The sequence below is a fragment of the Bombilactobacillus thymidiniphilus genome (assembly GCF_023380245.1).
GTDB classification, from domain to species: domain Bacteria; phylum Bacillota; class Bacilli; order Lactobacillales; family Lactobacillaceae; genus Bombilactobacillus; species Bombilactobacillus thymidiniphilus.
Genome location: NZ_CP093365.1, coordinates 360,816 through 384,506 on the forward strand (window position 1 = coordinate 360,816; position 23,691 = coordinate 384,506).

38 protein-coding genes are annotated in these 23,691 nt (G+C 37.7%); 1 reads left to right on the top strand and 37 read right to left on the bottom strand.

Features of this window, described 5'->3' with window-relative positions; translation table 11 throughout:
* Nucleotide 1: 1 nt before the first annotated feature.
* From MOO47_RS01940 to rpsJ, 31 genes are all read right to left on the bottom strand, one after another.
* On the bottom strand, nt 2-853 hold the full coding sequence (locus MOO47_RS01940; protein WP_249513157.1) for an energy-coupling factor transporter ATPase: 852 nt from the start codon (nt 851-853) through the stop codon (nt 2-4).
* Entirely contained in the window at nt 829-1,665 is an 837-nt protein-coding gene (locus MOO47_RS01945; RefSeq protein ID WP_249513158.1) for an energy-coupling factor transporter ATPase, read from the bottom strand. The genes MOO47_RS01940 and MOO47_RS01945 overlap by 25 nt, the downstream gene beginning before the upstream one ends.
* A gap of 209 nt (nt 1,666-1,874) precedes the next feature.
* Nucleotides 1,875-2,255 carry a 50S ribosomal protein L17 gene (gene rplQ, locus MOO47_RS01950; protein WP_249513159.1) on the bottom strand — a complete coding sequence of 127 codons (381 nt, stop codon included), beginning with the start codon at nt 2,253-2,255 and terminating at the stop codon, nt 1,875-1,877.
* Nucleotides 2,256-2,273: 18 nt separating this feature from the next.
* Nucleotides 2,274-3,209 (bottom strand): DNA-directed RNA polymerase subunit alpha, encoded by a 936-nt coding sequence (locus MOO47_RS01955; protein WP_249513160.1) that lies wholly within the window; start codon nt 3,207-3,209, stop codon nt 2,274-2,276.
* Between the two features lie 68 nt (nt 3,210-3,277).
* Nucleotides 3,278-3,673: a 30S ribosomal protein S11 gene (rpsK, locus tag MOO47_RS01960; RefSeq protein ID WP_249513161.1), complete on the bottom strand. Its 396-nt coding sequence runs from the start codon at nt 3,671-3,673 to the stop codon at nt 3,278-3,280.
* A gap of 22 nt (nt 3,674-3,695) precedes the next feature.
* Nucleotides 3,696-4,061: a 30S ribosomal protein S13 gene (gene rpsM / locus MOO47_RS01965; RefSeq protein ID WP_249513162.1), complete on the bottom strand. Its 366-nt coding sequence runs from the start codon at nt 4,059-4,061 to the stop codon at nt 3,696-3,698.
* Nucleotides 4,062-4,079: 18 nt separating this feature from the next.
* On the bottom strand, nt 4,080-4,196 hold the full coding sequence (rpmJ, locus tag MOO47_RS01970; protein ID WP_046315631.1) for a 50S ribosomal protein L36: 117 nt from the start codon (nt 4,194-4,196) through the stop codon (nt 4,080-4,082).
* A gap of 54 nt (nt 4,197-4,250) precedes the next feature.
* Nucleotides 4,251-4,469, bottom strand: a complete 219-nt coding sequence (infA, locus tag MOO47_RS01975; protein ID WP_249513163.1) for a translation initiation factor IF-1 — start codon at nt 4,467-4,469, stop codon at nt 4,251-4,253.
* A gap of 107 nt (nt 4,470-4,576) precedes the next feature.
* Nucleotides 4,577-5,233: an adenylate kinase gene (locus tag MOO47_RS01980; protein ID WP_249513164.1), complete on the bottom strand. Its 657-nt coding sequence runs from the start codon at nt 5,231-5,233 to the stop codon at nt 4,577-4,579.
* 20 nt (nt 5,234-5,253) lie between these two features.
* Complete coding sequence (secY, locus tag MOO47_RS01985; RefSeq protein ID WP_249513165.1) at nt 5,254-6,561, bottom strand: preprotein translocase subunit SecY; 1,308 nt, start codon at nt 6,559-6,561, stop codon at nt 5,254-5,256.
* Nucleotides 6,561-7,001 (bottom strand): 50S ribosomal protein L15, encoded by a 441-nt coding sequence (gene rplO, locus MOO47_RS01990; RefSeq protein WP_249513166.1) that lies wholly within the window; start codon nt 6,999-7,001, stop codon nt 6,561-6,563. The genes secY and rplO overlap by 1 nt, the downstream gene beginning before the upstream one ends.
* Nucleotides 7,002-7,026: 25 nt before the next feature.
* Nucleotides 7,027-7,212: a 50S ribosomal protein L30 gene (gene rpmD, locus MOO47_RS01995; RefSeq protein WP_249513167.1), complete on the bottom strand. Its 186-nt coding sequence runs from the start codon at nt 7,210-7,212 to the stop codon at nt 7,027-7,029.
* A gap of 11 nt (nt 7,213-7,223) precedes the next feature.
* Nucleotides 7,224-7,724 carry a 30S ribosomal protein S5 gene (gene rpsE / locus MOO47_RS02000; protein ID WP_249513168.1) on the bottom strand — a complete coding sequence of 167 codons (501 nt, stop codon included), beginning with the start codon at nt 7,722-7,724 and terminating at the stop codon, nt 7,224-7,226.
* A gap of 18 nt (nt 7,725-7,742) precedes the next feature.
* Nucleotides 7,743-8,108: a 50S ribosomal protein L18 gene (gene rplR, locus MOO47_RS02005; protein ID WP_317617092.1), complete on the bottom strand. Its 366-nt coding sequence runs from the start codon at nt 8,106-8,108 to the stop codon at nt 7,743-7,745.
* A gap of 27 nt (nt 8,109-8,135) precedes the next feature.
* On the bottom strand, nt 8,136-8,669 hold the full coding sequence (gene rplF, locus MOO47_RS02010; protein ID WP_249513170.1) for a 50S ribosomal protein L6: 534 nt from the start codon (nt 8,667-8,669) through the stop codon (nt 8,136-8,138).
* A 31-nt stretch (nt 8,670-8,700) separates the two neighbouring features.
* Nucleotides 8,701-9,099, bottom strand: coding sequence for a 30S ribosomal protein S8 (gene rpsH / locus MOO47_RS02015; RefSeq protein ID WP_249513171.1), 399 nt, complete (start codon nt 9,097-9,099; stop codon nt 8,701-8,703).
* Nucleotides 9,100-9,125: 26 nt separating this feature from the next.
* Complete coding sequence (locus MOO47_RS02020) at nt 9,126-9,311, bottom strand: type Z 30S ribosomal protein S14 (RefSeq protein ID WP_249513172.1); 186 nt, start codon at nt 9,309-9,311, stop codon at nt 9,126-9,128.
* A 20-nt stretch (nt 9,312-9,331) separates the two neighbouring features.
* Nucleotides 9,332-9,874, bottom strand: coding sequence for a 50S ribosomal protein L5 (gene rplE, locus MOO47_RS02025; RefSeq protein WP_249513173.1), 543 nt, complete (start codon nt 9,872-9,874; stop codon nt 9,332-9,334).
* 25 nt (nt 9,875-9,899) lie between these two features.
* The gene (gene rplX, locus MOO47_RS02030; RefSeq protein ID WP_249513174.1) at nt 9,900-10,148 is read right to left on the bottom strand and encodes a 50S ribosomal protein L24; all 249 of its coding nucleotides are present in this window, start codon (nt 10,146-10,148) and stop codon (nt 9,900-9,902) included.
* A 31-nt stretch (nt 10,149-10,179) separates the two neighbouring features.
* Nucleotides 10,180-10,548: a 50S ribosomal protein L14 gene (gene rplN, locus MOO47_RS02035; protein WP_249513175.1), complete on the bottom strand. Its 369-nt coding sequence runs from the start codon at nt 10,546-10,548 to the stop codon at nt 10,180-10,182.
* Between the two features lie 40 nt (nt 10,549-10,588).
* Nucleotides 10,589-10,864, bottom strand: coding sequence for a 30S ribosomal protein S17 (rpsQ, locus tag MOO47_RS02040; RefSeq protein WP_249513176.1), 276 nt, complete (start codon nt 10,862-10,864; stop codon nt 10,589-10,591).
* 17 nt (nt 10,865-10,881) lie between these two features.
* The gene (gene rpmC / locus MOO47_RS02045) at nt 10,882-11,079 is read right to left on the bottom strand and encodes a 50S ribosomal protein L29 (protein ID WP_249513177.1); all 198 of its coding nucleotides are present in this window, start codon (nt 11,077-11,079) and stop codon (nt 10,882-10,884) included.
* Nucleotides 11,069-11,503: a 50S ribosomal protein L16 gene (gene rplP, locus MOO47_RS02050; protein ID WP_249513178.1), complete on the bottom strand. Its 435-nt coding sequence runs from the start codon at nt 11,501-11,503 to the stop codon at nt 11,069-11,071. Before rplP ends, rpmC begins: the two co-directional genes overlap by 11 nt.
* Before the next feature lie 3 nt (nt 11,504-11,506).
* On the bottom strand, nt 11,507-12,193 hold the full coding sequence (rpsC, locus tag MOO47_RS02055) for a 30S ribosomal protein S3 (protein WP_249513179.1): 687 nt from the start codon (nt 12,191-12,193) through the stop codon (nt 11,507-11,509).
* 20 nt (nt 12,194-12,213) lie between these two features.
* Nucleotides 12,214-12,567, bottom strand: a complete 354-nt coding sequence (gene rplV, locus MOO47_RS02060; RefSeq protein ID WP_249513180.1) for a 50S ribosomal protein L22 — start codon at nt 12,565-12,567, stop codon at nt 12,214-12,216.
* A 17-nt stretch (nt 12,568-12,584) separates the two neighbouring features.
* Nucleotides 12,585-12,863 (bottom strand): 30S ribosomal protein S19, encoded by a 279-nt coding sequence (rpsS, locus tag MOO47_RS02065; RefSeq protein ID WP_249513181.1) that lies wholly within the window; start codon nt 12,861-12,863, stop codon nt 12,585-12,587.
* A gap of 40 nt (nt 12,864-12,903) precedes the next feature.
* A complete protein-coding gene (gene rplB / locus MOO47_RS02070) occupies nt 12,904-13,743 on the bottom strand; it encodes a 50S ribosomal protein L2 (protein WP_249513182.1) in 840 nt (279 codons plus the stop codon).
* Between the two features lie 17 nt (nt 13,744-13,760).
* Nucleotides 13,761-14,048, bottom strand: a complete 288-nt coding sequence (gene rplW, locus MOO47_RS02075; RefSeq protein WP_249513183.1) for a 50S ribosomal protein L23 — start codon at nt 14,046-14,048, stop codon at nt 13,761-13,763.
* Nucleotides 14,048-14,671: a 50S ribosomal protein L4 gene (gene rplD / locus MOO47_RS02080; RefSeq protein WP_249513184.1), complete on the bottom strand. Its 624-nt coding sequence runs from the start codon at nt 14,669-14,671 to the stop codon at nt 14,048-14,050. The genes rplW and rplD overlap by 1 nt, the downstream gene beginning before the upstream one ends.
* Nucleotides 14,672-14,689: 18 nt before the next feature.
* Nucleotides 14,690-15,394: a 50S ribosomal protein L3 gene (gene rplC, locus MOO47_RS02085; RefSeq protein ID WP_249513185.1), complete on the bottom strand. Its 705-nt coding sequence runs from the start codon at nt 15,392-15,394 to the stop codon at nt 14,690-14,692.
* 42 nt (nt 15,395-15,436) lie between these two features.
* On the bottom strand, nt 15,437-15,745 hold the full coding sequence (rpsJ, locus tag MOO47_RS02090; RefSeq protein ID WP_249513186.1) for a 30S ribosomal protein S10: 309 nt from the start codon (nt 15,743-15,745) through the stop codon (nt 15,437-15,439).
* Nucleotides 15,746-16,026: 281 nt separating this feature from the next.
* Here rpsJ and MOO47_RS02095 point away from each other — a divergent pair, with 281 nt between their 5' ends.
* A complete protein-coding gene (locus MOO47_RS02095; RefSeq protein WP_249513187.1) occupies nt 16,027-16,581 on the top strand; it encodes a cysteine hydrolase family protein in 555 nt (184 codons plus the stop codon).
* Nucleotides 16,582-16,773: 192 nt separating this feature from the next.
* Here the strand turns inward: MOO47_RS02095 and pepT are convergent, their stop codons facing one another.
* From pepT to rpsL, 6 genes are all read right to left on the bottom strand, one after another.
* Complete coding sequence (gene pepT / locus MOO47_RS02100; protein WP_249513188.1) at nt 16,774-18,018, bottom strand: peptidase T; 1,245 nt, start codon at nt 18,016-18,018, stop codon at nt 16,774-16,776.
* A gap of 14 nt (nt 18,019-18,032) precedes the next feature.
* Nucleotides 18,033-19,652 carry a peptide ABC transporter substrate-binding protein gene (locus MOO47_RS02105; RefSeq protein WP_249513189.1) on the bottom strand — a complete coding sequence of 540 codons (1,620 nt, stop codon included), beginning with the start codon at nt 19,650-19,652 and terminating at the stop codon, nt 18,033-18,035.
* 79 nt (nt 19,653-19,731) lie between these two features.
* Nucleotides 19,732-20,445 carry a B3/B4 domain-containing protein gene (locus MOO47_RS02110; RefSeq protein WP_249513190.1) on the bottom strand — a complete coding sequence of 238 codons (714 nt, stop codon included), beginning with the start codon at nt 20,443-20,445 and terminating at the stop codon, nt 19,732-19,734.
* Between the two features lie 84 nt (nt 20,446-20,529).
* A complete protein-coding gene (gene fusA, locus MOO47_RS02115) occupies nt 20,530-22,623 on the bottom strand; it encodes an elongation factor G (protein WP_249513191.1) in 2,094 nt (697 codons plus the stop codon).
* 26 nt (nt 22,624-22,649) lie between these two features.
* On the bottom strand, nt 22,650-23,120 hold the full coding sequence (gene rpsG, locus MOO47_RS02120; RefSeq protein ID WP_249513192.1) for a 30S ribosomal protein S7: 471 nt from the start codon (nt 23,118-23,120) through the stop codon (nt 22,650-22,652).
* A 40-nt stretch (nt 23,121-23,160) separates the two neighbouring features.
* Nucleotides 23,161-23,574, bottom strand: a complete 414-nt coding sequence (gene rpsL, locus MOO47_RS02125) for a 30S ribosomal protein S12 (protein ID WP_249513193.1) — start codon at nt 23,572-23,574, stop codon at nt 23,161-23,163.
* Nucleotides 23,575-23,691: the final 117 nt, after the last annotated feature.

The following is a 23,691-nucleotide window of genomic DNA, read 5'->3' on the forward strand; positions in this document are numbered from 1 at the left end:
TTTAACTTCCTAACTCTTTGACTATTTGGTTAACTAAATCTGCCGTGGTAATTGGCAATCGTGCAAACTTAAAACCTCTATCCGCCAATAAACGTGCAAATTTAGTACTTTCAGGTTGTAATAACTGGTGTTCTTGTAAAAATGTTTTGTCTGTAAAAATTGCTTGTGGCGTATCGTCACGAATTAACCGTGCTTTTTCCATTACCAACACTTGATTACTGTATTGCGCAACATCTTCCATTTGATGTGAAATTAAAATAATCGTTGTCCCTTGGCGATTTAATTGCGCAAATAATTCCATCAATTCTTGATGTCCCTTGGGATCAAGACCAGCCGTTGGTTCATCTAAAATTAAAATATCTGGTTGCGATGCTAATACTCCTGCTATTGCTACTCGGCGCATTTGTCCACCTGATAACTCAAATGGTGATTTTTGTGCGAGTTCCGATGATAAATTAACCTTTTTCAGCATGGTTAAAGCCAATTGTTCAGCATCTTTTTCCGCCATACCAAAATTTTTGGGACCAAAACTAATATCTTTAATTACCGTATCTGCAAATAATTGTTGTTCAGGAAATTGAAATACTACACCAACTTTTTTACGCAAAGGCTTCAGATGCTTATTTTTAGTTTCAGGCGTAATTATGTGATCAGAAACAGTAATCTTCCCTGCCGTTGGCTTTAAAAGCGCATTAATATGTTGCACTAACGTTGACTTTCCGCTACCCGTTCTGCCAATTATCGCAGTATAGCTACCGTCTCGAATCTGAAAACTAATATCTTTTAATCCAGTATAAGCTAATGGACCGTCTGCCTGATAAACATGCGTTACATTTTGGAATATAATTGCCATAATTCATCGACCATTTCCTGTTCTGATAGATATTTGGAATCAATGTCTATACCTTGTTTGATTAATTCCAATTGAACTTGCTGTGTAAAAGGTGGGTTTAAGCCTAATTTTGCTAATTCTTTAGGATTAGCAAAAATTTGCTCGACACTGCCACTTTGAATAATTTGACCTTCTTTTAAAACTACTACTTGATCAGCGTGTATTACTTCTGTCATATCATGCGTAATTGATAAAATGGTGATGCCTAATTCACTTTGTAAATATTGCATGATTTTCATAATATCTTGTCTGCCTTGTGGATCGAGCATACTAGTTGATTCATCCATAATAATTATTTGCGGACGTGTAGCAATAACGCCAGCAATAGCTACACGTTGTTTTTGGCCACCGGATAATGTTTGTGGTGCTTTATGAGCAAATTCGAGCATGTTGACTTGTTCCAGTGCCCAATTCACAAGTTCCACCATCTGATCTCGAGGTATGCCCAAATTCTCTAACCCAAAGGCAACATCGTCTTCTACAGTCGCACCAACAAATTGATGATCAGGATTTTGAAAAATTATCCCAACCTTTTTGCGAATATCCCACACGCTATCAGCAGTCAAAGCCATGCCATCGATAATAATATCGCCACTATCAGCAGTCAACAAGCCGTTCAAAAGTCGCGCCAATGTACTTTTACCACTACCATTAACACCAACCACTGCTACCCAAGTATGCGCTAAAATGCGCAAATTAATGTCTGACAGGGCAGGAACCTTCATCTCATCATAAGTATATGTAACATTCTTTAAATCAATAAGCGTTTTCATTATCTCACCATAATCTACATCCAATTATAGATGTATAATACCATATCAACACACTATTTTTACCAACTTATTACAAATTCCACAAAAAAATCATTCCCAAAAAGTAGCGCCGAAGCATTAGAGCTAGACTTAGTTAAAAACCAACATCATAGCGCTCACTACTAATTGAAAGAATGATAATTTAAATAGCCATTTAAAAAATTTTATAGTTAAACTAATTCGATGATTGCCATTGGTGCAGCATCACCACGTCTTGGGGCTGTTTTTAAAATACGTGTATAGCCACCTTGACGATCTTGATATCTAGGTGCAATATCACTAAATAATTTTTGCAAAGTTGATTGTACTACCACTGCATCATCTTCTTCACTAATACTAGCAACTTCATTGCGAAGGTACTTAGAAGCCAAACGACGGGAGTGTAAGTCACCACGTTTTGCTAAAGTGATCATTTTTTCAGCAGTTCTTCTCACTTCTTTAGCACGAGCTTCAGTCGTTACGATATGCTCATTGATAAATAAATCAGTTGTCAAATCACGTAACATAGCATCACGCTTATCTGATGCACGACCAAGTTTACGATAACTCATCTTTTTGCCTCCTTATCTTTAATCATCTTGACGCAATGAAAGTCCTAAGTTAATTAACTTAACTTTTACTTCTTCTAAAGACTTACGCCCTAAATTACGTACTTTCATCATGTCAGCTTCAGATTTATCGGTTAATTCTTGAACAGTATTAATTCCCGCACGTTTCAAGCAATTATAGGAACGAACTGATAAATCAAGTTCTTCAATGGTCATTTCCAGTTTCTTCTCTTTACGAGTTTCTTCTTTTTCAACCATCATTTCTGCGTTCTTAGCCGTATCCGTCAGATCCACAAAAATTTCTAGATGCTCAGTCAACACTTTAGCAGCTAAACTAATAGCATCTTTAGGTTCAATGGAACCATTTGTCCAAACATCTAACGTCAATTTATCAAAATCGCTACGCTTACCTACTCGAGTGTGTTCAACCTGATAATTGACACGAGAAACAGGGGTAAAAATTGAGTCAACAGGTAGAACACTAATTGGAGTTTCATCATTTTTATTTTGGTCAGCTGAAACATAACCTCGACCAACCTTAACAGTTAATTGCATATGCAATTGACCGCCTTCAGCAACCGTACAAATATACTGATCAGGATCCAAAATTTCTAAGTCATCATCAGTAATAATATCAGCGGCAGTAACTTTTTTCGGTCCATCAACATTAATTTCAACTTTTTTCTCGTCAGAATGTAACTTCAAAGATAATTTCTTAACATTTAAGACAATCTCAGTAACATCTTCTAAGACACCATCAATAGTTGTAAATTCATGCAAAACCCCGTCAATTTGAATGTCAGAAACTGCAGTTCCAGGCAGCGATGCTAACAAAACTCGACGCAAAGAATTACCTAAAGTAGTTCCATAACCGCGTTCTAATGGTTCAATGACGTATTTGCCATAATTATCTGTTTCATCAATTTTTGTAATAACAGGTTTTTCAAATTCAATCATTATTTATGTTTTGCCCCTTTCAATAACACTTTCTATCAACAAAAGTTATTCTCATGCACGGGTCAAAACTACACGCGACGACGCTTTGGTGGGCGTGAGCCATTATGCGGAACTGGAGTAACATCTCTAATAGCAGTAACTTCCAAACCAGTTGTTTGCAATGAACGAATAGCAGCTTCACGACCAGAACCAGGTCCTTTAACGGCAACTTCAACTGATTTCATGCCATGCTCCATTGATTCTTTAGCTGCAGCTTCACCAGCCATTTGAGCAGCAAAAGGTGTTGATTTACGACTTCCCTTAAAGCCTAGAGCACCAGCAGAAGACCAAGAAACAGCGTTACCATGAACGTCAGTAATCATAACGATAGTGTTGTTAAATGTTGAATGAATATGAGCAACACCAGATTCAATATTCTTTTTCACACGTCGCTTACGTGACGTCTTTGCTTTTTTGTTTGCCATGTGGTTGTTACCTCCTTTTTAATTATTTTTTCTTGCCGGCAATTGCCATTTTCTTACCTTTACGAGTGCGAGCGTTATTTTTAGTGTTTTGCCCACGGACAGGTAAACCACGACGATGACGCATACCACGATAAGAACCAATTTCTTGCAATCGTTTAATGTCCATACTTACTTCACGTCGTAAGTCACCTTCGACTTTAATGCCATCAACTTGCGCACGAATTTGTTCCTCTTGATCAGGAGTCAAATCACGTGTTCTGATATCTTCAGAAATACCTGCAGCAGCCAACACTTTATGAGCAGTAGTATTACCAATGCCATAAATGTAGGTCAATGCGACGACAATTCGTTTATCACGAGGTAAATCGATACCTGCAATACGTGCCATATGCTGTTAACCTCCTTATTAACCTTGTCTTTGTTTATGCTTAGGATCAGCAGAACAAATAACCATAACGCGACCCTTACGCTTAATAACTTTGCAATGTTCACACATTGGCTTAACTGATGGTCTAACTTTCATAAATAGATCCTCCCATCTAGAAATAACGGACAACCTTTTACTAACACTATTATCTTATCTGAAACGGTAAGTAATGCGTCCCTTGGTTAAGTCATAAGGTGATAATTCTACTGTAACTTTATCACCCGGCAAAATCCTAATGTAGTGCATCCGAATTTTACCAGAAACATGTGCCAATACCGTTGCACCATTCTCTAACTTAACTTTGAACATCGCATTTGGCAAAGTATCAGAAATAACACCTTCTACTTCGATTACATCATCTTTAGCCAAAAAAGCATCCTCCTGTTTCTATCTAAACACAAAAATAGTGAGAGCTTGGCACTCACTAGACGATACACTTGGAAAGTGTACCATACTACATCGTAATTGCCAATAAATTAATAAATCTTATTTAAAACTGTATCAACATCCGCAAATACTTGATCAATTGCTTGATCACCATCAATACGGTGTAAAATACCATCCTTTTGATAAAAGTCAATCAAAGGTGTATTCATTTTTACGTTAACAGCCAATCTATTTTTAACTGTCTCTGGTTTATCATCTTCACGTTGATAAAATTCATGACTGCCACAGCGATCACAAACGCCAGCAACCTTAGTAGGATGATTTAACTTATGATAAGTGGCACCACAATTTTTACAAATGAAGCGTCCAGATAAACGTTCCACTAGAATGGCTGGATCAACATCAATATCAATCACTGCATCTAGTTTCAAACCTAAATCAGCATTAATCTGAGCAAGCGCCTTGGCTTGTTCGAGATTACGAGGAAAACCATCAAGCATATATCCATTTTGCTTCACATCGTCTTGACCTAAACGTTCTTTAACTAATTCATTGGTAACTTCATCAGGAACCAATTCACCTTTATCAATAAAACCTTTAGCTTTCAACCCCACTGGTGTTTCATTAGCCATAGCTTCACGAAACATATCCCCTGTGGAAATGTGAATTATATGATATTTATCAACAATTTTTTCCGCCTGTGTTCCTTTACCTGCACCAGGCAAGCCCATAAGCATCAAATTCATTTAACTTCCTCCAAAAACAACTATCTAATAAAACCAACATATTCACGTTTCATCAATAAACCTTCGATTTGTCGATTAGTTTCAATTGCTACACCCACAACAATTAACAAACTGGTTCCACCTAAGCCTATTGACTGCGGTAATCCAAAAATGTTTGTTGCTAATTGCGGTAACAATGCGATTAAACCAAGAAAGACTGAACCTACAGTGGATAAACGCATTAATAAACCGGAAATATATTTGATAGTTTCTTTTCCAGGCCAAATACCCGGAATATAAGCTCCCTGCTTTTGCAAATTTTCTGATAATTTTTCAGGATTAACTTGCACAAAAGCATAGAAGAAAGTGAATAAAACGATTAAGACTGTATACACAATTGAACCAGTCATGGTTTGCAAACTAAAGATATTTTGCAAAACTTGGAACCAAGTATCTCCACCATGCGAGTTCTGGAAAGCCATCAAAATTGTTGAAGGCGTAACCACTAAGGAACTAGCAAAGATAACTGGAATAACACCAGCGACATTAACTTTCAGTGGTAAATAACTTTCTGAACCACCACTAGTAGCGCGTCTTGTATACTGAATTGGAACTTTTCGATTAGCTTGTTGAACATAAGTCGTAAATTGAGTAACTAATAAAACAGCAATTAAAATGAGCACTAAGAACAAAATATTTAACCACAAATCTGATGAATTAGCAGAACTAACAATTCGTTCCTTAACTAACTGATAGACGCCTTGTGGCAAGCGGGCAACAATACCAGCAAAGATGATCATTGATACACCATTACCAATACCTTTATCCGTTATTTGTTCACCCAACCAAGTCAATAACATTGATCCACCAGTCATAATAATTCCTAGTGTGATGAATGTTTGTGCATCAGGCTTAGCAACTAGATGCATTCCCTTCATTGAGCTCAAAGCATTAAAACCGGCTGTAATACCAACAGATTGAACAAAAGCTAATACGATTGTCAAGTAACGAGTAACTTGGTTCAGTTTGCGACGCCCAACTTCACCTTGTTTACTCCACTCGACAAATTTAGGAACAATATCCATTTGGAGTAATTGGATAACAATTTGGGCAGTAATATAGGGAGAAACACCCAAAGAAAAAATAGAATAGTTTGAAAGTCCCCCACCACTTACGGTATCTAGCAATGGTACTAATCCAGTAGCACCAAATTTTTCCATTGCTGAGATGTTAATACCCGGAACTGTAATTTGTGCTCCTAAACGATACACTGCTAAAATTAACAATGTGAAGAAAATCTTCTTACGTATTTCCTTAACTTTTAGAGCATGTTTAAGTGTTCCTAGCATTAAATCACCTCGACAGAACCGCCTGCAGCCTCAACTGCTTCTTTAGCAGTCTCAGATATTTTGTTTACTTTAAGAGTCAACTTCTTCTTTAATTCACCTTTGCCTAATACTTTAACACCAGCCAGCTCTTTTTTAATTAGACCAGCTTTGAGTAAAGCAGCAGCATCAACTGTACTACCAGCACGGAATTGATTTAATTGTCCTAAATTAACAATTGCATATTCTTTACGGTTAATATTGTTAAAACCACGCTTAGGAATCCGACGGAACAACGGCATTTGTCCACCTTCAAAACCTAGACGGGTTTTACCACCACTACGTGCTAATTGACCTTTTTGTCCACGACCAGAAGTCTTTCCGTAACCGGAAGAAGTTCCACGACCGACACGTTTACGCGCATGACGAGAACCAGTGCTCGTTTGTAATTCATGTAACTTCACTATTGAGGCACCTCCTTGAATTTAATTATTTAGCTTCTTCAACTTCAACTAAATGAGCAATTTTTAAAACTGCACCCCGAATTGCTGCATTATCAGGCTTTACAACTGAACTATTAATTCGGCTAAGACCCAATTCTTTAGCAACTTTACGTTGTTCTGGGATGCGGTGCGCAACACTACGCTTTAAAGTAATCTTGATTTTATTAGCCATTGTGCACTCTCCTAACCTTTAAATTCTTCAGCAGAAATACCACGCAAGTCAGCAACTTCTTGAGCAGTTTTCAATTTTGTTAATGCATCCATTGTTGCACGAATCATGTTAATTGGAGTATTGCGACCAAGTGACTTACTTGTAATATCATCAACACCAGCTAGTTCCATAACGGCACGTACAGAACCACCAGCAGCAATACCAGAACCAGCAACAGCTGGCTTTAAAAGTACACGACCAGCACCAAATTCACCAATGATTTCATGAGGAATTGTTGTGCCAACTTTAGGAACTTCAACTAAGTTCTTACGTGCATCATCAACAGCTTTACGAATAGCTTCGGGAACTTCTTGCGCTTTACCAGTACCAAAACCAACGTGACCATTTTTATCACCAACGATAACGATAGCTGCAAAACGAAGACGACGACCACCCTTAACAACCTTGGTGATCCGATTAATAGAAACTAAACGATCTTCTAATTCTAATTGTGATGGGTCAACAAAAGCCATATATCTTGTTCCTCCTTTCTAGAATTTTAAACCATTTTCACGAGCAGCTTCAGCTAATGCTTGTACACGACCTTGATATAAATAACCACCACGATCGAAAACAACATCAGTTTTACCAGCTTTAACAGCACGTTCGGCAACTAATTTACCTACTTGACTAGCTTGCTCAGTTTTGTTACTTGCAGTAACTTCTGAATCTAATGTTGAGGCACTTGCTAGCGTCACACCCGCTACGTCATCAATTAATTGCGCGTAGATGTTCTTATTAGAACGAAAAACGTTTAAGCGTGGGCGCTCAGCAGTACCAGAGATTTTTGCACGTACCCGACGATGACGTTTAATACGTGTTTTGTTCTTGTCTGGTTTAGTAATCACAATTTCCACCTCATAAATTTAACATTTGACTAGTTATTATTTACCAGTCTTACCTTCTTTGCGACGAATATGTTCGCCAACGTACTTGATTCCCTTACCTTTATAAGGTTCAGGAGGACGTACATCACGAATTTCTGCAGCAAATTGTCCAACTGCTTGTTTGCTGATACCACTAACATTAATTTGCGTATTAGCAGGCACATCAACTGTCAAGCCTTCTGGAGTCTCTATTTCAACTGGGTTAGAATAGCCAACATTTAAAATCAACTTGTTACCCTGCTTTTGAGCACGATATCCAACACCAACTAATTCAAGACCTTTTTGAAATCCTTCAGCCACACCAACAACCATGTTATTGACATTAGCTCTAGTAGTACCATGAATAGCTTTATCACTTTCATTACTACGTTCAAATTTAACTTGATTACCATCTTGAGTAATCTTGATCTTAGGACTGACAGTTCGAGTCAGTTCACCTTTTGGTCCCTTGACGGTAACTGTTGCATCATCATTGACGGTAACAGTAACATCTTTAGGAAGATCGATTAGTTTATTTCCAATACGACTCATGCTAAGCGCACCTCCTTGTTTATGTTATTAATTACCAAACGTAGGCAATAACTTCGCCGCCGACTTTTTTATCGCGTGCTTGTCGATCAGTAACAATTCCTTCAGATGTTGAAAGAATAGCAATACCTAATCCGTTAAGCACTTTGGGAACGTCATCAGCCTTAACATAATTACGCAGTCCTGGCTTAGAAATTTTCTTTAAACCAGTGATAACACGTTCATTATCTTTACTATATTTCAAGTAAACTTTGATTAAACCTTGTTTATGATCATCAATCACTTCATAATCGCGAATAAAACCTTCACGTTTAAGGATCTCAGAAATACTTTTCTTCATGTTAGAAGCAGGTACTTCTACTGAAGTATGGCGAACCATATTTGCATTACGAATACGTGTCAAGTAATCCGCAATTGGATCTGTCATAGACATGTGCTGACCTCCTAATTTTTATTTTTTTACCAACTAGCTTTTCTCATGCCTGGAATTTGACCTTCATGTGCTAATTCGCGAAGGCAAATACGGCAAAGCTTAAACTTACGATAAACTGAATGTGGACGACCACAGCGTTCACAACGTGTATAAGCTTGTGATGAAAACTTTGCTGGACGGTGATTCCGTACAATCTGTGATTTCTTAGCCAATAGATTGACCTCCTGTTTTATTACTTAGCAAATGGAACTCCGATTTGAGTTAATAATTCTTTTGATTCTTCGTCAGTTTGGGCAGTTGTAACAATAACAACATCCATACCGCGAACTTTGCTAACCTTGTCATAATCAATTTCTGGGAAAATTAATTGTTCTTTAATACCCAAAGTATAGTTACCACGACCGTCAAATGAACGACCATTGACACCATGAAAATCACGAACACGTGGTAAAGAAATATTAATTAACTTATCTAAAAAGTCATACATTCTTTCGCCACGCAAAGTAACTTTGGCACCAATTGCCATCCCTTCACGTAAACGAAAACCAGCAATGGATTTCTTAGCTTTAGTAATTAAAGGTTTTTGTCCAGAAATTAAAGTTAATTCTTCAACTGCACTATCCAAATTTTTGGAATTAGCAACTGCATCACCAACACCCATGTTCAAAACAATCTTTTCGATCTTGGGTACTTGCATTACTGAAGTATAGTCAAATTTTTCAACTAAACTTGGTACGATTTCTTCAACGTACTTTTTGTGTAAAGCATTTTCCATTTTAGACAAAATCCTCCTTTCTTAATTATTTATCTGTCTTATCAGACTTTTCAGCTGCTTCAATAACCTTAACGTTTGATGCATCAAGTGCAGCTTCCATGTCTTTAATTCCACCATTAGGTTCTGTTTGGGTAGGTTTTTGATGTTTTTTAATCATGTTAACACCCTTAACAACTACCTTATTAGTCTTGGGAAAAGCGCTAATAACAACACCGGTTTTACCCTTATCTTTTCCAGCAATGACTTTAACATTATCACCAGTTTTAACAAACACTGATTACGCACCTCCTTATGAATTTAAAATTTTACAAAACTTCAGGAGCCAATGAAACAATTTTCATGAAATTGTTATCACGTAGTTCACGTGCAACTGGTCCAAAGATACGAGTTCCCTTAGGGGTCTTGTCAGCATTAATGATAACCGCAGCATTTTCATCAAAACTGATGTAAGAACCATCAGTACGATGTGAACCAGATACAGTACGGACGATAACGGCTTTTACAACTTCACCCTTTTTGACAACGCCACCTGGTGTTGCTTGTTTGACAGTTGCAACAATCACATCACCTACATTAGCTACCTTACGGCCAGATCCACCTAATACTTTAATAGTTAATAATTCACGCGCACCTGAGTTATCGGCAACACGTAAACGCGTCTCTTGTTGAATCAATTTAGGATCCTCCTCTCATTGTCTTCCGTGCAAAAATAAACTAAATCTTAATAGCTTTTTCAACAATATTTAGTAAACGGAAACGTTTCAAACGTGACAAAGGACGAGTTTCCATGATACGAACAATATCGCCAACTTTTGCTTCATTGTTGTCATCTTGTGCATAATATTTCTTAGAATACCGAACACGTTTACCATAAACAGGGTGATTCTTGTAAGTTTCAACAACAACAGTAATTGTTTTATCCATCTTATCAGAAACCACACGACCTTGATATACCTTGCGATGGTTACGAATATTTTCTGTTTCGCTCAATTATTTTCTCTCCTTCCTTATTTGTTTTCTAAATCTTGCTGACGTAACACTGTTTTAATGCGTGCAATATTTTTCCGTACTTGCTTTAATCTTGCAGGATTTTCCAATTGACCTGTTGCTTGTTGAAAATGCAAGTTAAACAATTCTTCTTTATATTGCGTTTCTTTATCATGCATTTGAGCAGTGGTTAATTGTCTAATTTCACTAGTTTTCATCAGATTCGCCACCTACTTCCTCACGTTTAACAAACTTAGTCTTGATTGGGAGTTTGTTAGATGCAAGTCTCAAAGCTTCACGAGCAACTTCTTCGGAAACACCACCGATTTCAAACATGACTTTTTCACGTTTAACAACAGCTACCCAACCAGCAGGTGCACCTTTACCAGATCCCATACGAACACCAACACCTTTAGCGGTGTAGGACTTATGCGGGAAAATCTTAATCCAAACTTTACCGCCACGCTTCATATAACGAGTCATTGCAATACGAGCTGCTTCAATTTGGCGGTTAGTAATCCAATGGGATTCAACAGCTTGTAAACCGTATTCACCAAAAGTCACTTCACGACCACCCTTAGCAGCACCACGCATCTTACCACGAAATTCACGGCGGTGTTTTACACGCTTAGGTACTAACATCGATTAGTTTCCTCCTTTCACTCCACTATTATTGTTGCGGTTGTTATTACTCTTAGGTTTGTCTGGTAACACTTCACCACGATAAATCCAAGTTTTAACACCTAAATTACCGTATGTTGTAGCAGCTTCAACCCAAGCATAGTCAATATCTGCACGTAAAGTATGCAAAGGAACTGTTCCTTCCGTATGCCATTCAGTACGTGACATATCTGCACCATTCAAACGACCAGAGATTTGTGTTTTGATACCCTTAGCACCAGCACGACGCGTCCGTTGATTAGCTTGCCGCTGTGCACGACGAAAAGCAATACGAGCTTCTAGTTGACGGGCAATACTTTCACCAACTAATTTAGCATCCAAGTCAGGCTTTTTAATTTCCACAATGTTGATGTGGATATTTTTGCCAGTTAGTGTATTTAACTCTTTACGAAGCTTTTCAACTTCAGAACCACCCTTACCAATGACCATACCAGGTTTTGCGGTGTGAATGGATACATTGATTTTCTTAGCTGCACGTTCAATTTCAATACGTGAAATTGATGCACTAGCTAATCTCTTTTCGATGAACTTACGGATTTTTAAATCTTCCAATAAGAACTTAGAAAAGTCTTTTTTATTAGCATACCATTTGGAATCCCAGTCACGAATAACGCCAACACGGAAACCAATCGGATTAATTTTTTGACCCACGTTTTTGCCTCCTTATGGTTTTATTCTACTTCAGAAACTACAACAGTAACATGACTGGTACGTTTATTGATTGGGGATGCGGAACCCTTAGCACGTGGTCTGAAACGTTTCAATGTTGGACCTTCGTTAACATAAGCTTCGCTAACAACCAAATTTTGCACATCTAAGTCATAGTTATGTTCAGCATTTGCAATTGCTGATTTTAAGACCTTAGCTACAATTGGTGAACCTGCACGAGGAGTGAATTGTAAAATAGCCAAAGCTTCAGCAGCACTCTTGCCCTTGATTAAATCAACAACAAGCCGAGCTTTTCTAGGTGCAATGCGGACTGTTTTAGCAGTTGCGGTTGCAGTTGTAATTTGTTCTTCTGCCATTATCTAAGCTCTCCTTTCTATGCGCCTGTTCTTTTGTCATCTTTACCATGACCGTGGAAAGTACGTGTTGGCACAAATTCACCTAATTTATGGCCAACCATGTCTTCTTGAACATAAACTGGGACATGCTTTCTTCCGTTATAAACTGCGATCGTGTATCCTACAAAACTGGGGAAAATAGTAGAGCGACGTGACCAAGTCTTAATAACTGACTTTTTCTCTTGATTTGCTTGGGCATCAATTTTTTTCAATAAATGCGCATCAGCAAATGGTCCTTTTTTCAAACTACGACTCATCAGACAACCTCCCTTTTCGTTATCTTATTTTGCTAAAACTTTATTTTCTCTTATTCTTACGATGACGTACGACAAATTTCTCAGAACGTGCACGGCTTGAACGAGTTTTCTTACCAAGAGTTTTCTTACCCCAAGGAGATAATGGCGATGGACGTCCGATAGGAGCTTTACCTTCACCACCACCATGAGGGTGATCGTTAGGGTTCATTACGGAACCACGAACAGTAGGACGAATACCCATCCAACGCTTACGACCTGCTTTACCAATGTTAATCAATTCATGTTGTTCATTACCAACAGACCCAATTGTGGCACGGCAAGCTGAAAGAATCATCCGTACTTCACCAGAAACCAAGCGAATCAAAGTATATTTACCATCACGACCCAAAACTTGAGCAGATGTACCAGCTGAACGGACTAATTGTCCACCCTTACCAGGTTTTAATTCGATATTATGGATAACTGTACCAACGGGAATGTTTGCTAATGGTAAAGCATTACCTACTTTAATATCAGCATTTGCACCAGATTGGATTTTTTGACCAACTTCAAGACCTTTAGGAGCAATGATATAAGCTTTTACACCATCGTCATAATGCAAAAGAGCGATATTAGCTGAACGGTTAGGATCATATTCAATAGCCTTAACAGTTGCGGTAATGTCATCTTTATTGCGCTTGAAGTCAATAATACGGTATTTTTGTTTATGACCACCACCACGATGACGAACAGTTATATGACCATAAGAATTGCGTCCAGCCGTATGGCTTTGGGATTCTAATAAAGTTTTTTCTGGTGTTGTTTTTGTAATTTCAGCAAAATCAGAACCAGTCATATTACGTCGACCGTTAGTCGTTGGTTTGTATTTAATAATACCCATACTTATTACCTCCTATATTATTGATTTTCAAAAATCTTAATTTCTTTGGAATCTTCAGTAAGCTTAATAATTGCTTTGCGACGCTTGTTAGTTTTACCAACATAACGACCCACACGCTTTTTCTTAGGCTTAATGTTCATAATGTTAACATTAGCAACTTTAACATCAAAAATTTCTTCGATAGCTTGACGTACTTGGATTTTGTTGGCATTAACTGCAACATCAAAAACGTATTTTTTGTCATCCATGTCAGCCATTGAAGCTTCAGTGATTACAGGACGTAAAATAATATCTTGTGCTGCCATTATCCAAGTGCCTCCTCAATAGTATTTAATGCATTTTGTGTAACGATCATTTGTTTGTTATTAACAACATCTAAAACGTTAATTCCAGTTGCCTTAATAACTTTAACTTTATCAATATTACGAGCAGATAAAGCTACATTTTCGTTGTCTGCTTCAACAACAACCAATGTACGACCTTGCACATTTAATTTATCCATAACCGTTTTAAATTCTTTAGTACTTGGCTTAGCAAAGTTTAAAGAATCAATCACAATCATTTCATTATCAGCAACTTTTTGTGAAAGAGCTGATTTAATAGCTAAGCGAGCTACTTTACGTGGCAATTTGTAAGCATATGATCTTGGAGTTGGTCCAAAGACAACACCACCACCACGCCATTGAGGGGAACGGATTGAACCTTGACGAGCACGTCCAGTTCCTTTTTGACGCCATGGCTTGCGACCACCGCCACGCACTGCAGAACGATTCTTCACAGCATGTGTACCTTGACGTAAAGATGCTTGTTGCATGATAACTGCATCAGCAATTACATGTTGATTAGGTTCAATAGCAAAAACTTCGTCTTTAACTTCAGTAGAACCATTTTTGGAGCCAGTTTGTTGATATAAATCTACTTGAGCCATCTATGATAACCTCCTTTCTTATTCTTCAGTTGCTACTTCTTGTTCTTCGTTGGCAGAACTATCAGCAATTAGCGCACCGATATTTTTTTGACCTTTGATACCCTTTAATGTCGATTGGATCTTAATCAAGGATTTGTTAGCACCTGGGACATTACCCTTAATCATTAACAAATTGTTTTCAACATCAATCTTAGCAATCACAAGATTTTGTGTGGTTACTTGATTACCACCCATGCGACCTGGTAACAGCTTGCCCTTAAATACTCGGTTAATAACAGCACCCATTGAACCTGGGATCCGGTGATAACGAGAACCATGAGTTTCAGGACCACGTGATTGTCCATGACGCTTGATATTACCTTGGAAACCATGTCCTTTAGTAATACCAGTCACATCAATAACATCACCACTGGCAAACGTATTAACTTTAACTTCATCGCCAACTTTGTAATCATCCAAATTTACATCGCGAAATTCACGAATATAATGTTTTGGAGTCGTGTTGGCTTTCTTAGCATGACCTTGTTGTGGCTTGTTCGTTAAAACTTCGCGACGATCTTCAATTCCTAATTGAACAGCTTCGTAACCATCGTTTTCAACAGTTTTAAGTTGCATAACAACGTTAGGTGTTGCTTGGATAACAGTAACGGGAATTAATTCACCCTTATCAGTAAAGAGTTGTGTCATTCCGACTTTTTTACCAAGAATTCCTTTTCTGGTCATGATTACACCTCCATTAATTTGATTTTTTTATAAAACCTATAATTATAGTTTAATTTCGATATCGACACCACTTGGTAGATCAAGCTTCATCAATGAATCAACAGTCTTAGGTGACGGATTAACAATATCAATTAAACGCTTATGTGTGCGCATTTCAAATTGTTCCCGTGAGTCCTTAAACTTGTGTGGTGAACGGATAACCGTATATAGTGTACGCTCTGTTGGCAAAGGAATTGGACCTGAAATTTGTGCACCAGTTCTCTTTGCAGTTTCCACAATCTTATCAGCTGATTGATCGATAATCCGATATTCATAAGCTTTAAGACGAATCCGAATCTTTTGACTTGCCATGGAATACCCTCCTTTTTGTATCTTTAAAATACCGGTTCAGTAAAAATTACCGATAGCCCTGCCGTGGCAAAGCGTCCGGGCGTGTCGCAACCTTTCACATCAACACCGATGTGCTACATTAGCTAAATAGGGAACACTATCCCCTTGGACTAACCAGCACCTATAGTATACTACAGGTTTAAGTACTACATTTCAAGGGATTTAACTTAATTTTTTGATTTATTTTTCTCTTTTTGGTAAATGAACGTTTATAATGAAAAATAAAAAAGGATTTGATTATTATGTTAAACGAAGCTTTATTGATTATTGATTATACAAATGATTTTGTCGCCGAAGGGGGCAGTTTAACTGCTGGCAAGCCTGCCCAATTGATTGAAGACAATATTTTTAATTTAGCTCAAGAATTTCTCAACAACGACCAGTGGATTATTTTACCGACTGACTTACATCAGCTAAATGATCCTTATCATCCTGAGACTAAATTATTCCCGCCACATAATTTAGCAGATAGCTGGGGACGACAATTCTATGGTAGATTACAAGATTGGTATGATGATAATAAACAAAACGATCATGTTTATGCCTACGCTAAAAATAGATATTCAGCTTTTGCTAATACTAATTTAGATAATTTTTTGCGTGAACGTAATATTAACAAACTGCATCTAACAGGCGTTTGCACGGACATTTGCGTACTGCACACAGCAATATCTGCCTATAATTTAAATTACAATTTAGTAATTCATCAAAATGGTGTAGCTACTTTCAATCCTGACGGACAAAACTGGGCCTTAGATCATTTTAAAAATAGTTTAGGCGCAACTATTACAAATTAAACCAGGCTTACTAATTTTCAACAGCAATACTTTATTGTTAATTAAAATAGATTATCTTGTTAACATGCGACGCTGCTAACGTACAAAAAGTTTATCTTCAATTATTATGCGTACTTTACCTTATTTATTCCATATAACTCAAAAAAATTACCGGCTCGATAGTCTACATTATCTATCAAGTCGGTAAAATTATTACATATTATAAAGCATGCTAATGGTGACAATTGTCTGTGCTAATTGTGCCAAGGACTCCACTGTGACAAATTCATATGGTCCATGAAAATTTTCACCACCATTGAACAAGTTAGGCGTAGGCAGACCTAAGTACGTAATCTTGGAACCATCCGTTCCACCACGAAATGGCACAAAGTTAGGCTTAATATCCAACTTTTCTATAGCTTGCTGCGCCAAATCCAAAGGATAACGATCTAAATTAATAATATCAGCCATATTGTAATACTGATCAGCCATATGAAGTTTAATACGCGGATAATCCAAGTCTTGATTCAAGTTATCAACAATTTTCTGTAAATTATTTTTACGCTCTTCAAATTGCGCGCGCGCAAAATCACGGATAATATAAGTCAATTGTGCAGCAGCCACCGTACCACTGAAATTAGTTAGTAAATAAAATCCGTCATGACCGTCTACCAGTTCCGGTCGTTGACTTGCTGGTAAGAGTTGATCAATCATTTCTCCCAAACTAATCGCATTTACCAACTGATCCTTGGCTTGACCTGGGTGCACACTGGTACCTGCGATTTCAATAACTGCTTGAGCAGCGTTAAAAGTCTCATATTCAATATCGCCAACTAAGCCATTATCCAGCGTATAAGCAAAGTCCGCTGCAAAATCACGTACATCAAAACGATCTGCTCCACGTCCAATTTCTTCATCTGGTCCAAAAGCAACTTTAATATTACAATGTTCAACTTCTGGATGTGCGACTAAATAGCGCAAAGCTGACACTAATCCGGCAATGCCCCCCTTATCATCAACACCTAATAAAGTTGTCCCATCCGTCGTAATTAAAGTTTGTTGAATATAATTTTGCAAATTGGGAAATTGTTGGCTAGATAACACTAAGCCATTATTCCAGTGAATATCGCTGCCATCATAATTAACATGAATTTGGGGATGAATCTGGGAACCCTTATAATCAGGAGCTGTATCTAAGTGAGCAATAAAGCCTATCGTACCAGTTTGATTAGCATTATTGCTGGGTAATAATGCTGTCAAAAAAGAATTCTTTGGATTTAACTTAACTTGTTGCAACCCTAGATCATATAATTGTTGTTGTAGAATTAACGCTAATTTTGTTTGGCCAGCAGTTGTCGGCACTTGTTCTAGTGGCGCATGGGCATCAGAGGTCGTATCAATTTGCACATACTGCAAAAAATCTGCTAATAATTGTTCTTGATCAATGATTAAATCCAAAAAATCATCTCTTCCTATTTAAGATAAGCGGTTTTCCAATCATATGGAACACCCGAACCATTGTAAACAATGTTACGCACTTTGGAATTCATTAATTGTGCCTTAGTTCCTTGATAAAGCGGAATCGTTCCTTGTTGGTGCATTAGGCGTTTTTCCGCTTTTTGCTGAGCTTGCCAACGTTTAGTGGGATTTTGACCATATTTATTTTCCGATAAATCTAAATAATGATCAAATTTCTCATCCTTAAATCCAGATGTATTATAAGAGGAATCAGACTGCCAAACTTCTAAAAAGTTAATCGGATCGGCATAAACCGATTGCCATGAAGCAATCACCATATCATAATTGCCCTTGCGATCTTCAGCTAAGCGTTGTGTCTTCGGCAAAGTACGCAAACTAATTTGCACATGAGGCAATTTTTCTAATTCACCTTGAATAAATTCACCCGTATGTTTAGAACCTTCCGTATCATCAATCATCAAAGTTAATTTTAAATTTTTAACTTTAGCTTCGCGCATCCCTTTAGACAGCAATTTTTTAGCTAGTTGGAAATTAGGCGAAACTGTATTAGCAACTTGTGTACTCTTCGCAAAATCTTTTCCTTGATACGTACTTAAGCCCACAGGCACAAAACCTTTAGGCGCTAAAGAATCATCTTGCAAAACACCCTTAACTAATTTATGGCGATCAATGGCTAATGAAAAAGCCCGCCGAACATTTATATTTTTAAAAGCTGATACTTTATTTTGGTTCAAGTTTAAGTAGTTCATATTGGAGGATTGGCGCACGAGAAAATCAGATTCCCCTTTTAAATTAGGCACCTGTGCCCCAGTTAAAGTAGTCTGATCAACTTTATGATCTTGATATAAATTCAAGCCAGTTTGCGGATCCTTAACCACAGTTTCATTAATGCGCTGCAATTTAACCTTTTTCTTATCCCAATAATGACCATTTTTGACTAATTGCCAGCTAGAATCACTTGGATCCCAATGTGTTAGCTTGTAAGGTCCATTAGAAACCACTTTTTGTGAACTAGTACCATAAGCTTTACCATATTTTTGCACGGACTTTTCATTTTGTGGAAAAAATAATGGCCAAGCTAATAATTTTTTGAAATATGGGACAGGTTGTGTCAGATGGACTTCTAACTTATATTTACCTAATGCTTTTATCCCCAAAGAATCTAGTGATTTTTGCCCCGCATTAATATCTTTAGCATTTTGAATTTGATTCAAATAAAAAGCATCTTGTGATCCTGTCCTAGGATCAACTGTACGTTGCCAAGAATAAACGAAGTCACGAGCGGTCACTGTTTGTCCATTACTCCATTTGGTATCCGGTTTTAACCAAAAAGTATAGACTAAGCCATCATCAGAAATCGTTGCTTTTTGTGCCAAAGCTGGTTGCGGTGTTCCTTTGGCGTCCAAGCGATATAAACCTTCTTGGGTATTAAGTAAAACATTGAAGCTTAAAGTATCTGTCGCTTGTGAAATATCGGCAGTTGCTAACTCCGTGCTTTCTGTCCAATTTAAAACTTGTTTAGTTTTGGCAGCGACACTATTGTATTGAATACCTAGTGTCCCCGCAGTAAAGCCAACAACTATCCCTAATTGCCACTTCCTTGCATTATTCATTAATTACTCCCCCAAATAAACGATTAAAAATAACTAATTCGGTTAGGATTATATAATCGCTAGTAATGATAGTCAAGTATTAATCGTACAATAAAGCCTGCAAATCTGCTTGGGGATGGTCTTTAGTTAATTGAAATGATTTAGCCGTCACTTGCAAATAAGTTTGTAAATAAGTTTGTAAAAGCTCCAATGCTTGTATTACTTCATTATGGCGTTGTGGATTAATATTTTCCATATAAAAAATCATTTGGTGCGTTGTTGATGTAATCTCTACGCGACTACTGTCACGCCAATTAAAACAACGACAAATAACAGACTCTCCATCTTGATAAATAACCTCACCCATTAAAGCTGACTCCACATTCGCTTCACCAATTGGAATAAATTCTTCGCCACCTTGAGCGACAGTTAATTCAATATTTCCTTGAATTTTAGTCAAATCTTGCCCACCAATCGGAAAAGCCCATGTTAAAGCAACGGCATTATATAGATCAACAGCTGGATTAATACTGGTAACACCTTTGCCTTGTTTAGCACGCTTTAGCAAGTTTTCCACCGCACTACGCGCCCCCTTTTTAGTTTTAAACTGCTGATAAGCTTTCCGCCAATCTTGCACTACAGGATTAGCACTAATCGGGTCATTAGGCACCCATTGTTGTGCCTTTTCATTAGCCGTTGTTAATAACTTAGCTGGCAGAGCACCAGTATTATCCACATTATCAACTACTAATCCTACAATCTCAGCTTCTGGAAAGATTTGCCAAAAGGCTGGTTGCACATTAAACTGCTTCATTTTACTAACCTCCATATATTTATATAGCAAAAATGAACTTTAACTATATAGTTAAAGTCCATTTAATGTTAAATCATGATTTAATTAGCTAGCGCTACCGCCATTTTTCTTAATAATATCTTCTTGCACACTCTTAGGTGTTTTTTCATAATGATCAAAGGTCATTGTGAAGGTACCACGACCTTGAGTAGCAGAACGTAACGTTGTTGCATAGCCAAACATTTCAGATAATGGTACGAAAGCGTTAATTAATTGTGCATTACCGCGTTCTTCCATTCCTTCAATGCGTCCACGACGAGCTGTAACTTGACCCATAACATCACCAAGGTAATCTTCAGGTGTTACAACTTCAACCTTCATGACTGGCTCTAAAATAACTGCACCAGCAGATTTAACTGCATTGTGCAAAGCCATAGAAGCAGCAACTTTAAAGGCAGCTTCGGAAGAATCGACTTCATGATAAGAACCATCATAAAGTTTAGCTTTGATATCAATCAATGGATAGCCTGCTAAGACACCGTTGACCATAGCGTTTTTCAAACCATCTTCAACGGACGGGATATATTCACGTGGAACAACCCCACCAACAATGGCATCTTCAAATTCAAAGCCCTTACCTTCTTCGTTTGGCGTAAATTCAATCCAAACATCACCGTATTGACCTTTACCACCAGATTGGCGAACAAACTTACCTTCAGCAGAAGCTTGTTTGGTAAAGGTTTCACGATAAGCAACTTGAGGCTCACCAACTTGAGCATCAACCTTAAATTCACGCTTCATACGATCAACCATGATATCCAAATGCAATTCACCCATACCAGCGATCAAGGTTTCGCCAGTTTCTGGATTAGTTTCAGCACGGAAAGTTGGATCTTCCTCTGCTAATTTTTGGATAGCAATATCTAATTTATCACGATCTTCTTTTGATTTTGGTTCGATAGAAACTTGAATAACTGGTTCAGGGATTTCTAATGATTCCAAAATCAATGGATGACTAGGATCAGTTAAAGAATCACCTGTTGTTGTGTTTTTCAAACCGATTGCAGCAGCAATATCACCAGAGAAAACTTCAGAAATTTCACTACGGTGATTGGAGTGCATCTGCAACAAACGTCCAACACGTTCACGTTTATCCTTAGTAGCATTCAAAACATAAGAGCCAGATTCCAAAGTACCAGTATAAACCCGCAAATAAGTCAAACGACCAACAAAAGGATCGGTAGCAATCTTGAAAGCTAAACCAGCAAATGGCTTATTATCGTCAGCAGCTAAAGCTACCTTTTCACCAGTTTCTGGATCAGTGGCATTATAAGGACGCACATCTAATGGAGATGGCAAGTAATCAACCACGGCATCCATCAACATTTGCACACCCTTATTTTTGAAAGCTGAACCAGCTAAAACAGGGAACAAATCTAAACTAATTGTAGCTTTACGTAAAGCTTTCTTAATTTCAGCATTGCTAATTTCAGCACCATCTAAATATTTCTCCATGATATCATCATTAACATCAGCTAAAGTTTCAATCATTTGTGCACGACGCTTGTTAGCTTCGTCCTTGTATTCATCAGGTACATCAATAGTATCCCATTTGGAACCTAATTCATCTTCATCATACAAATCAGCTTTCATTTCAATCAAATCAATGACACCAGCAAAAGCATCTTCAGCACCAATCGGCATTTGGATCGCAATTGGCTTAGCATCTAAACGCTCTTTGATTGTTTGTACTGAATAGTCAAAATCAGCACCTAATTTGTCCATCTTGTTAACGAAAACAATTCTTGGAACGTTATAAGTGGTAGCCTGACGCCAAACATTTTCAGTTTGCGGTTCTACACCTGATTGACCATCTAAAACAGTAATTGCACCATCTAATACCCGCAAAGAACGTTCAACTTCGATTGTGAAGTCCACGTGTCCTGGGGTATCAATAATATTGATTCGATTATCTTTCCATTGAGCTGTTGTAGCTGCAGAAGTAATTGTAATACCACGCTCTTGTTCTTGAGCCATCCAGTCCATTTGGGAAGCACCATCATGAGTTTCACCAATTTTATGGATTTTACCAGTATAGTACAAAATACGTTCTGTAGTAGTTGTTTTACCAGCATCGATATGGGCCATGATACCGATATTACGTGTTCTATCTAAAGGAAATTCACGTTTATTAGCCATTACCTAATACTCCTCTCAGCAAGTTATTACCAACGATAATGCGCAAAGGCACGGTTAGCGTCAGCCATTTTATGGGTATCTTCACGCTTCTTAACAGCAGCACCAGTGTTATTAGCCGCATCCATGATTTCAGATGCTAAACGTTCATCCATTGTGTGTTCGCCACGCAAACGTGCATAGCTAACGATCCAGCGTAAACCTAACGTTGTACGTCTTTCAGGGCGCACTTCAATAGGAACTTGGTAGTTAGAACCACCGATACGGCGAGCTTTAACTTCCAAAACTGGCATAACATTTTTCATAGCTTCGTTGAATACTTCAACAGGATCATTACCAGTCTTTTCTTTGATGATGTCAAAAGCATCATATAAAATTGTAGAAGCTTTTCCTCGCTTACCGTCAACCATTAAGTGACTGATCAAACGAGTAACTAGCTTTGAATTATAAATTGGGTCAGGTAAAACATCGCGTTTTGAAACGTTGCCTTTTCTTGGCATGGATTATCCTCCTATATGCATTGCAATATTAAATTGTAGCTTATTTCTTAGGTTTTTTAGTTCCGTATTTTGAACGACCTTGCATCCGACCATCAACACCGGCAGTATCTAAGGCACCACGAACGATATGATAACGTACACCAGGTAAATCCTTTACACGACCACCACGAATTAAGACAACACTATGTTCTTGTAAGTTGTGACCAATACCAGGAATGTAAGCTGTAACTTCGATTAAGTTTGACAAACGTACACGGGCATATTTACGTAAAGCAGAGTTAGGTTTCTTTGGTGTCATTGTTCCGACACGTGTAGCAACTCCACGTTTTTGAGGTGCAGGATTATCAGTACTAATTTTTTTCATACTGTTGTAGCCAAAGTTCAAAGCAGGGGAATCTGATTTAGAACTTCTTGATTTACGACCTTTACGTACCAATTGATTAATTGTTGGCATTAAAAGTTCCTCCTTATATTTTCAAGTACACACATCCAGGTGGATCTTTTTTTATCAAATAAAAATACCACCTATGTGGTTTGCTGGCTAAAATTGACGACTACTAGTCGCCAAAAG

Coding starts and splice junctions, on each gene's coding strand:
- MOO47_RS01940 (WP_249513157.1), bottom strand. CDS start 853: ATGGCAATTATATTCCAAAATGTAACGCATGTTTATCAGGCAGACGGT.
- MOO47_RS01945 (WP_249513158.1), bottom strand. CDS start 1,665: ATGAAAACGCTTATTGATTTAAAGAATGTTACATATACTTATGATGAG.
- rplQ (WP_249513159.1), bottom strand. CDS start 2,255: ATGAGTTATCGTAAACTTGGTCGTGCATCAGATAAGCGTGATGCTATG.
- MOO47_RS01955 (WP_249513160.1), bottom strand. CDS start 3,209: ATGATTGAATTTGAAAAACCTGTTATTACAAAAATTGATGAAACAGAT.
- rpsK (WP_249513161.1), bottom strand. CDS start 3,673: ATGGCAAACAAAAAAGCAAAGACGTCACGTAAGCGACGTGTGAAAAAG.
- rpsM (WP_249513162.1), bottom strand. CDS start 4,061: ATGGCACGTATTGCAGGTATCGATTTACCTCGTGATAAACGAATTGTC.
- rpmJ (WP_046315631.1), bottom strand. CDS start 4,196: ATGAAAGTTAGACCATCAGTTAAGCCAATGTGTGAACATTGCAAAGTT.
- MOO47_RS01980 (WP_249513164.1), bottom strand. CDS start 5,233: ATGAATTTGATGCTTATGGGCTTGCCTGGTGCAGGTAAAGGAACACAG.
- secY (WP_249513165.1), bottom strand. CDS start 6,561: ATGCTAGGAACACTTAAACATGCTCTAAAAGTTAAGGAAATACGTAAG.
- rpmD (WP_249513167.1), bottom strand. CDS start 7,212: ATGGCTAATAAAATCAAGATTACTTTAAAGCGTAGTGTTGCGCACCGC.
- rpsE (WP_249513168.1), bottom strand. CDS start 7,724: ATGGCTTTTGTTGACCCATCACAATTAGAATTAGAAGATCGTTTAGTT.
- rplF (WP_249513170.1), bottom strand. CDS start 8,669: ATGAGTCGTATTGGAAATAAACTAATCGATCTTCCTAAAGATGTTACT.
- rpsH (WP_249513171.1), bottom strand. CDS start 9,099: ATGTCTATGACAGATCCAATTGCGGATTACTTGACACGTATTCGTAAT.
- rplE (WP_249513173.1), bottom strand. CDS start 9,874: ATGGAAAATGCTTTACACAAAAAGTACGTTGAAGAAATCGTACCAAGT.
- rpmC (WP_249513177.1), bottom strand. CDS start 11,079: ATGAAAACTAGTGAAATTAGACAATTAACCACTGCTCAAATGCATGAT.
- rplP (WP_249513178.1), bottom strand. CDS start 11,503: ATGTTAGTACCTAAGCGTGTAAAACACCGCCGTGAATTTCGTGGTAAG.
- rplV (WP_249513180.1), bottom strand. CDS start 12,567: ATGGCAGAAGAACAAATTACAACTGCAACCGCAACTGCTAAAACAGTC.
- rpsS (WP_249513181.1), bottom strand. CDS start 12,863: ATGAGTCGTAGTTTGAAAAAAGGACCATTTGCTGATGCGCATTTATTG.
- rplB (WP_249513182.1), bottom strand. CDS start 13,743: ATGGGTATTATTAAATACAAACCAACGACTAACGGTCGACGTAATATG.
- rplW (WP_249513183.1), bottom strand. CDS start 14,048: ATGGCAGCACAAGATATTATTTTACGTCCTGTAATCACTGAAGCTTCA.
- rplD (WP_249513184.1), bottom strand. CDS start 14,671: ATGGCTCAAGTAGATTTATATCAACAAACTGGCTCCAAAAATGGTTCT.
- rplC (WP_249513185.1), bottom strand. CDS start 15,394: ATGACCAGAAAAGGAATTCTTGGTAAAAAAGTCGGAATGACACAACTC.
- rpsJ (WP_249513186.1), bottom strand. CDS start 15,745: ATGGCAAGTCAAAAGATTCGGATTCGTCTTAAAGCTTATGAATATCGG.
- MOO47_RS02095 (WP_249513187.1), top strand. CDS start 16,027: ATGTTAAACGAAGCTTTATTGATTATTGATTATACAAATGATTTTGTC.
- MOO47_RS02105 (WP_249513189.1), bottom strand. CDS start 19,652: ATGAATAATGCAAGGAAGTGGCAATTAGGGATAGTTGTTGGCTTTACT.
- MOO47_RS02110 (WP_249513190.1), bottom strand. CDS start 20,445: ATGAAGCAGTTTAATGTGCAACCAGCCTTTTGGCAAATCTTTCCAGAA.
- fusA (WP_249513191.1), bottom strand. CDS start 22,623: ATGGCTAATAAACGTGAATTTCCTTTAGATAGAACACGTAATATCGGT.
- rpsG (WP_249513192.1), bottom strand. CDS start 23,120: ATGCCAAGAAAAGGCAACGTTTCAAAACGCGATGTTTTACCTGACCCA.
- rpsL (WP_249513193.1), bottom strand. CDS start 23,574: ATGCCAACAATTAATCAATTGGTACGTAAAGGTCGTAAATCAAGAAGT.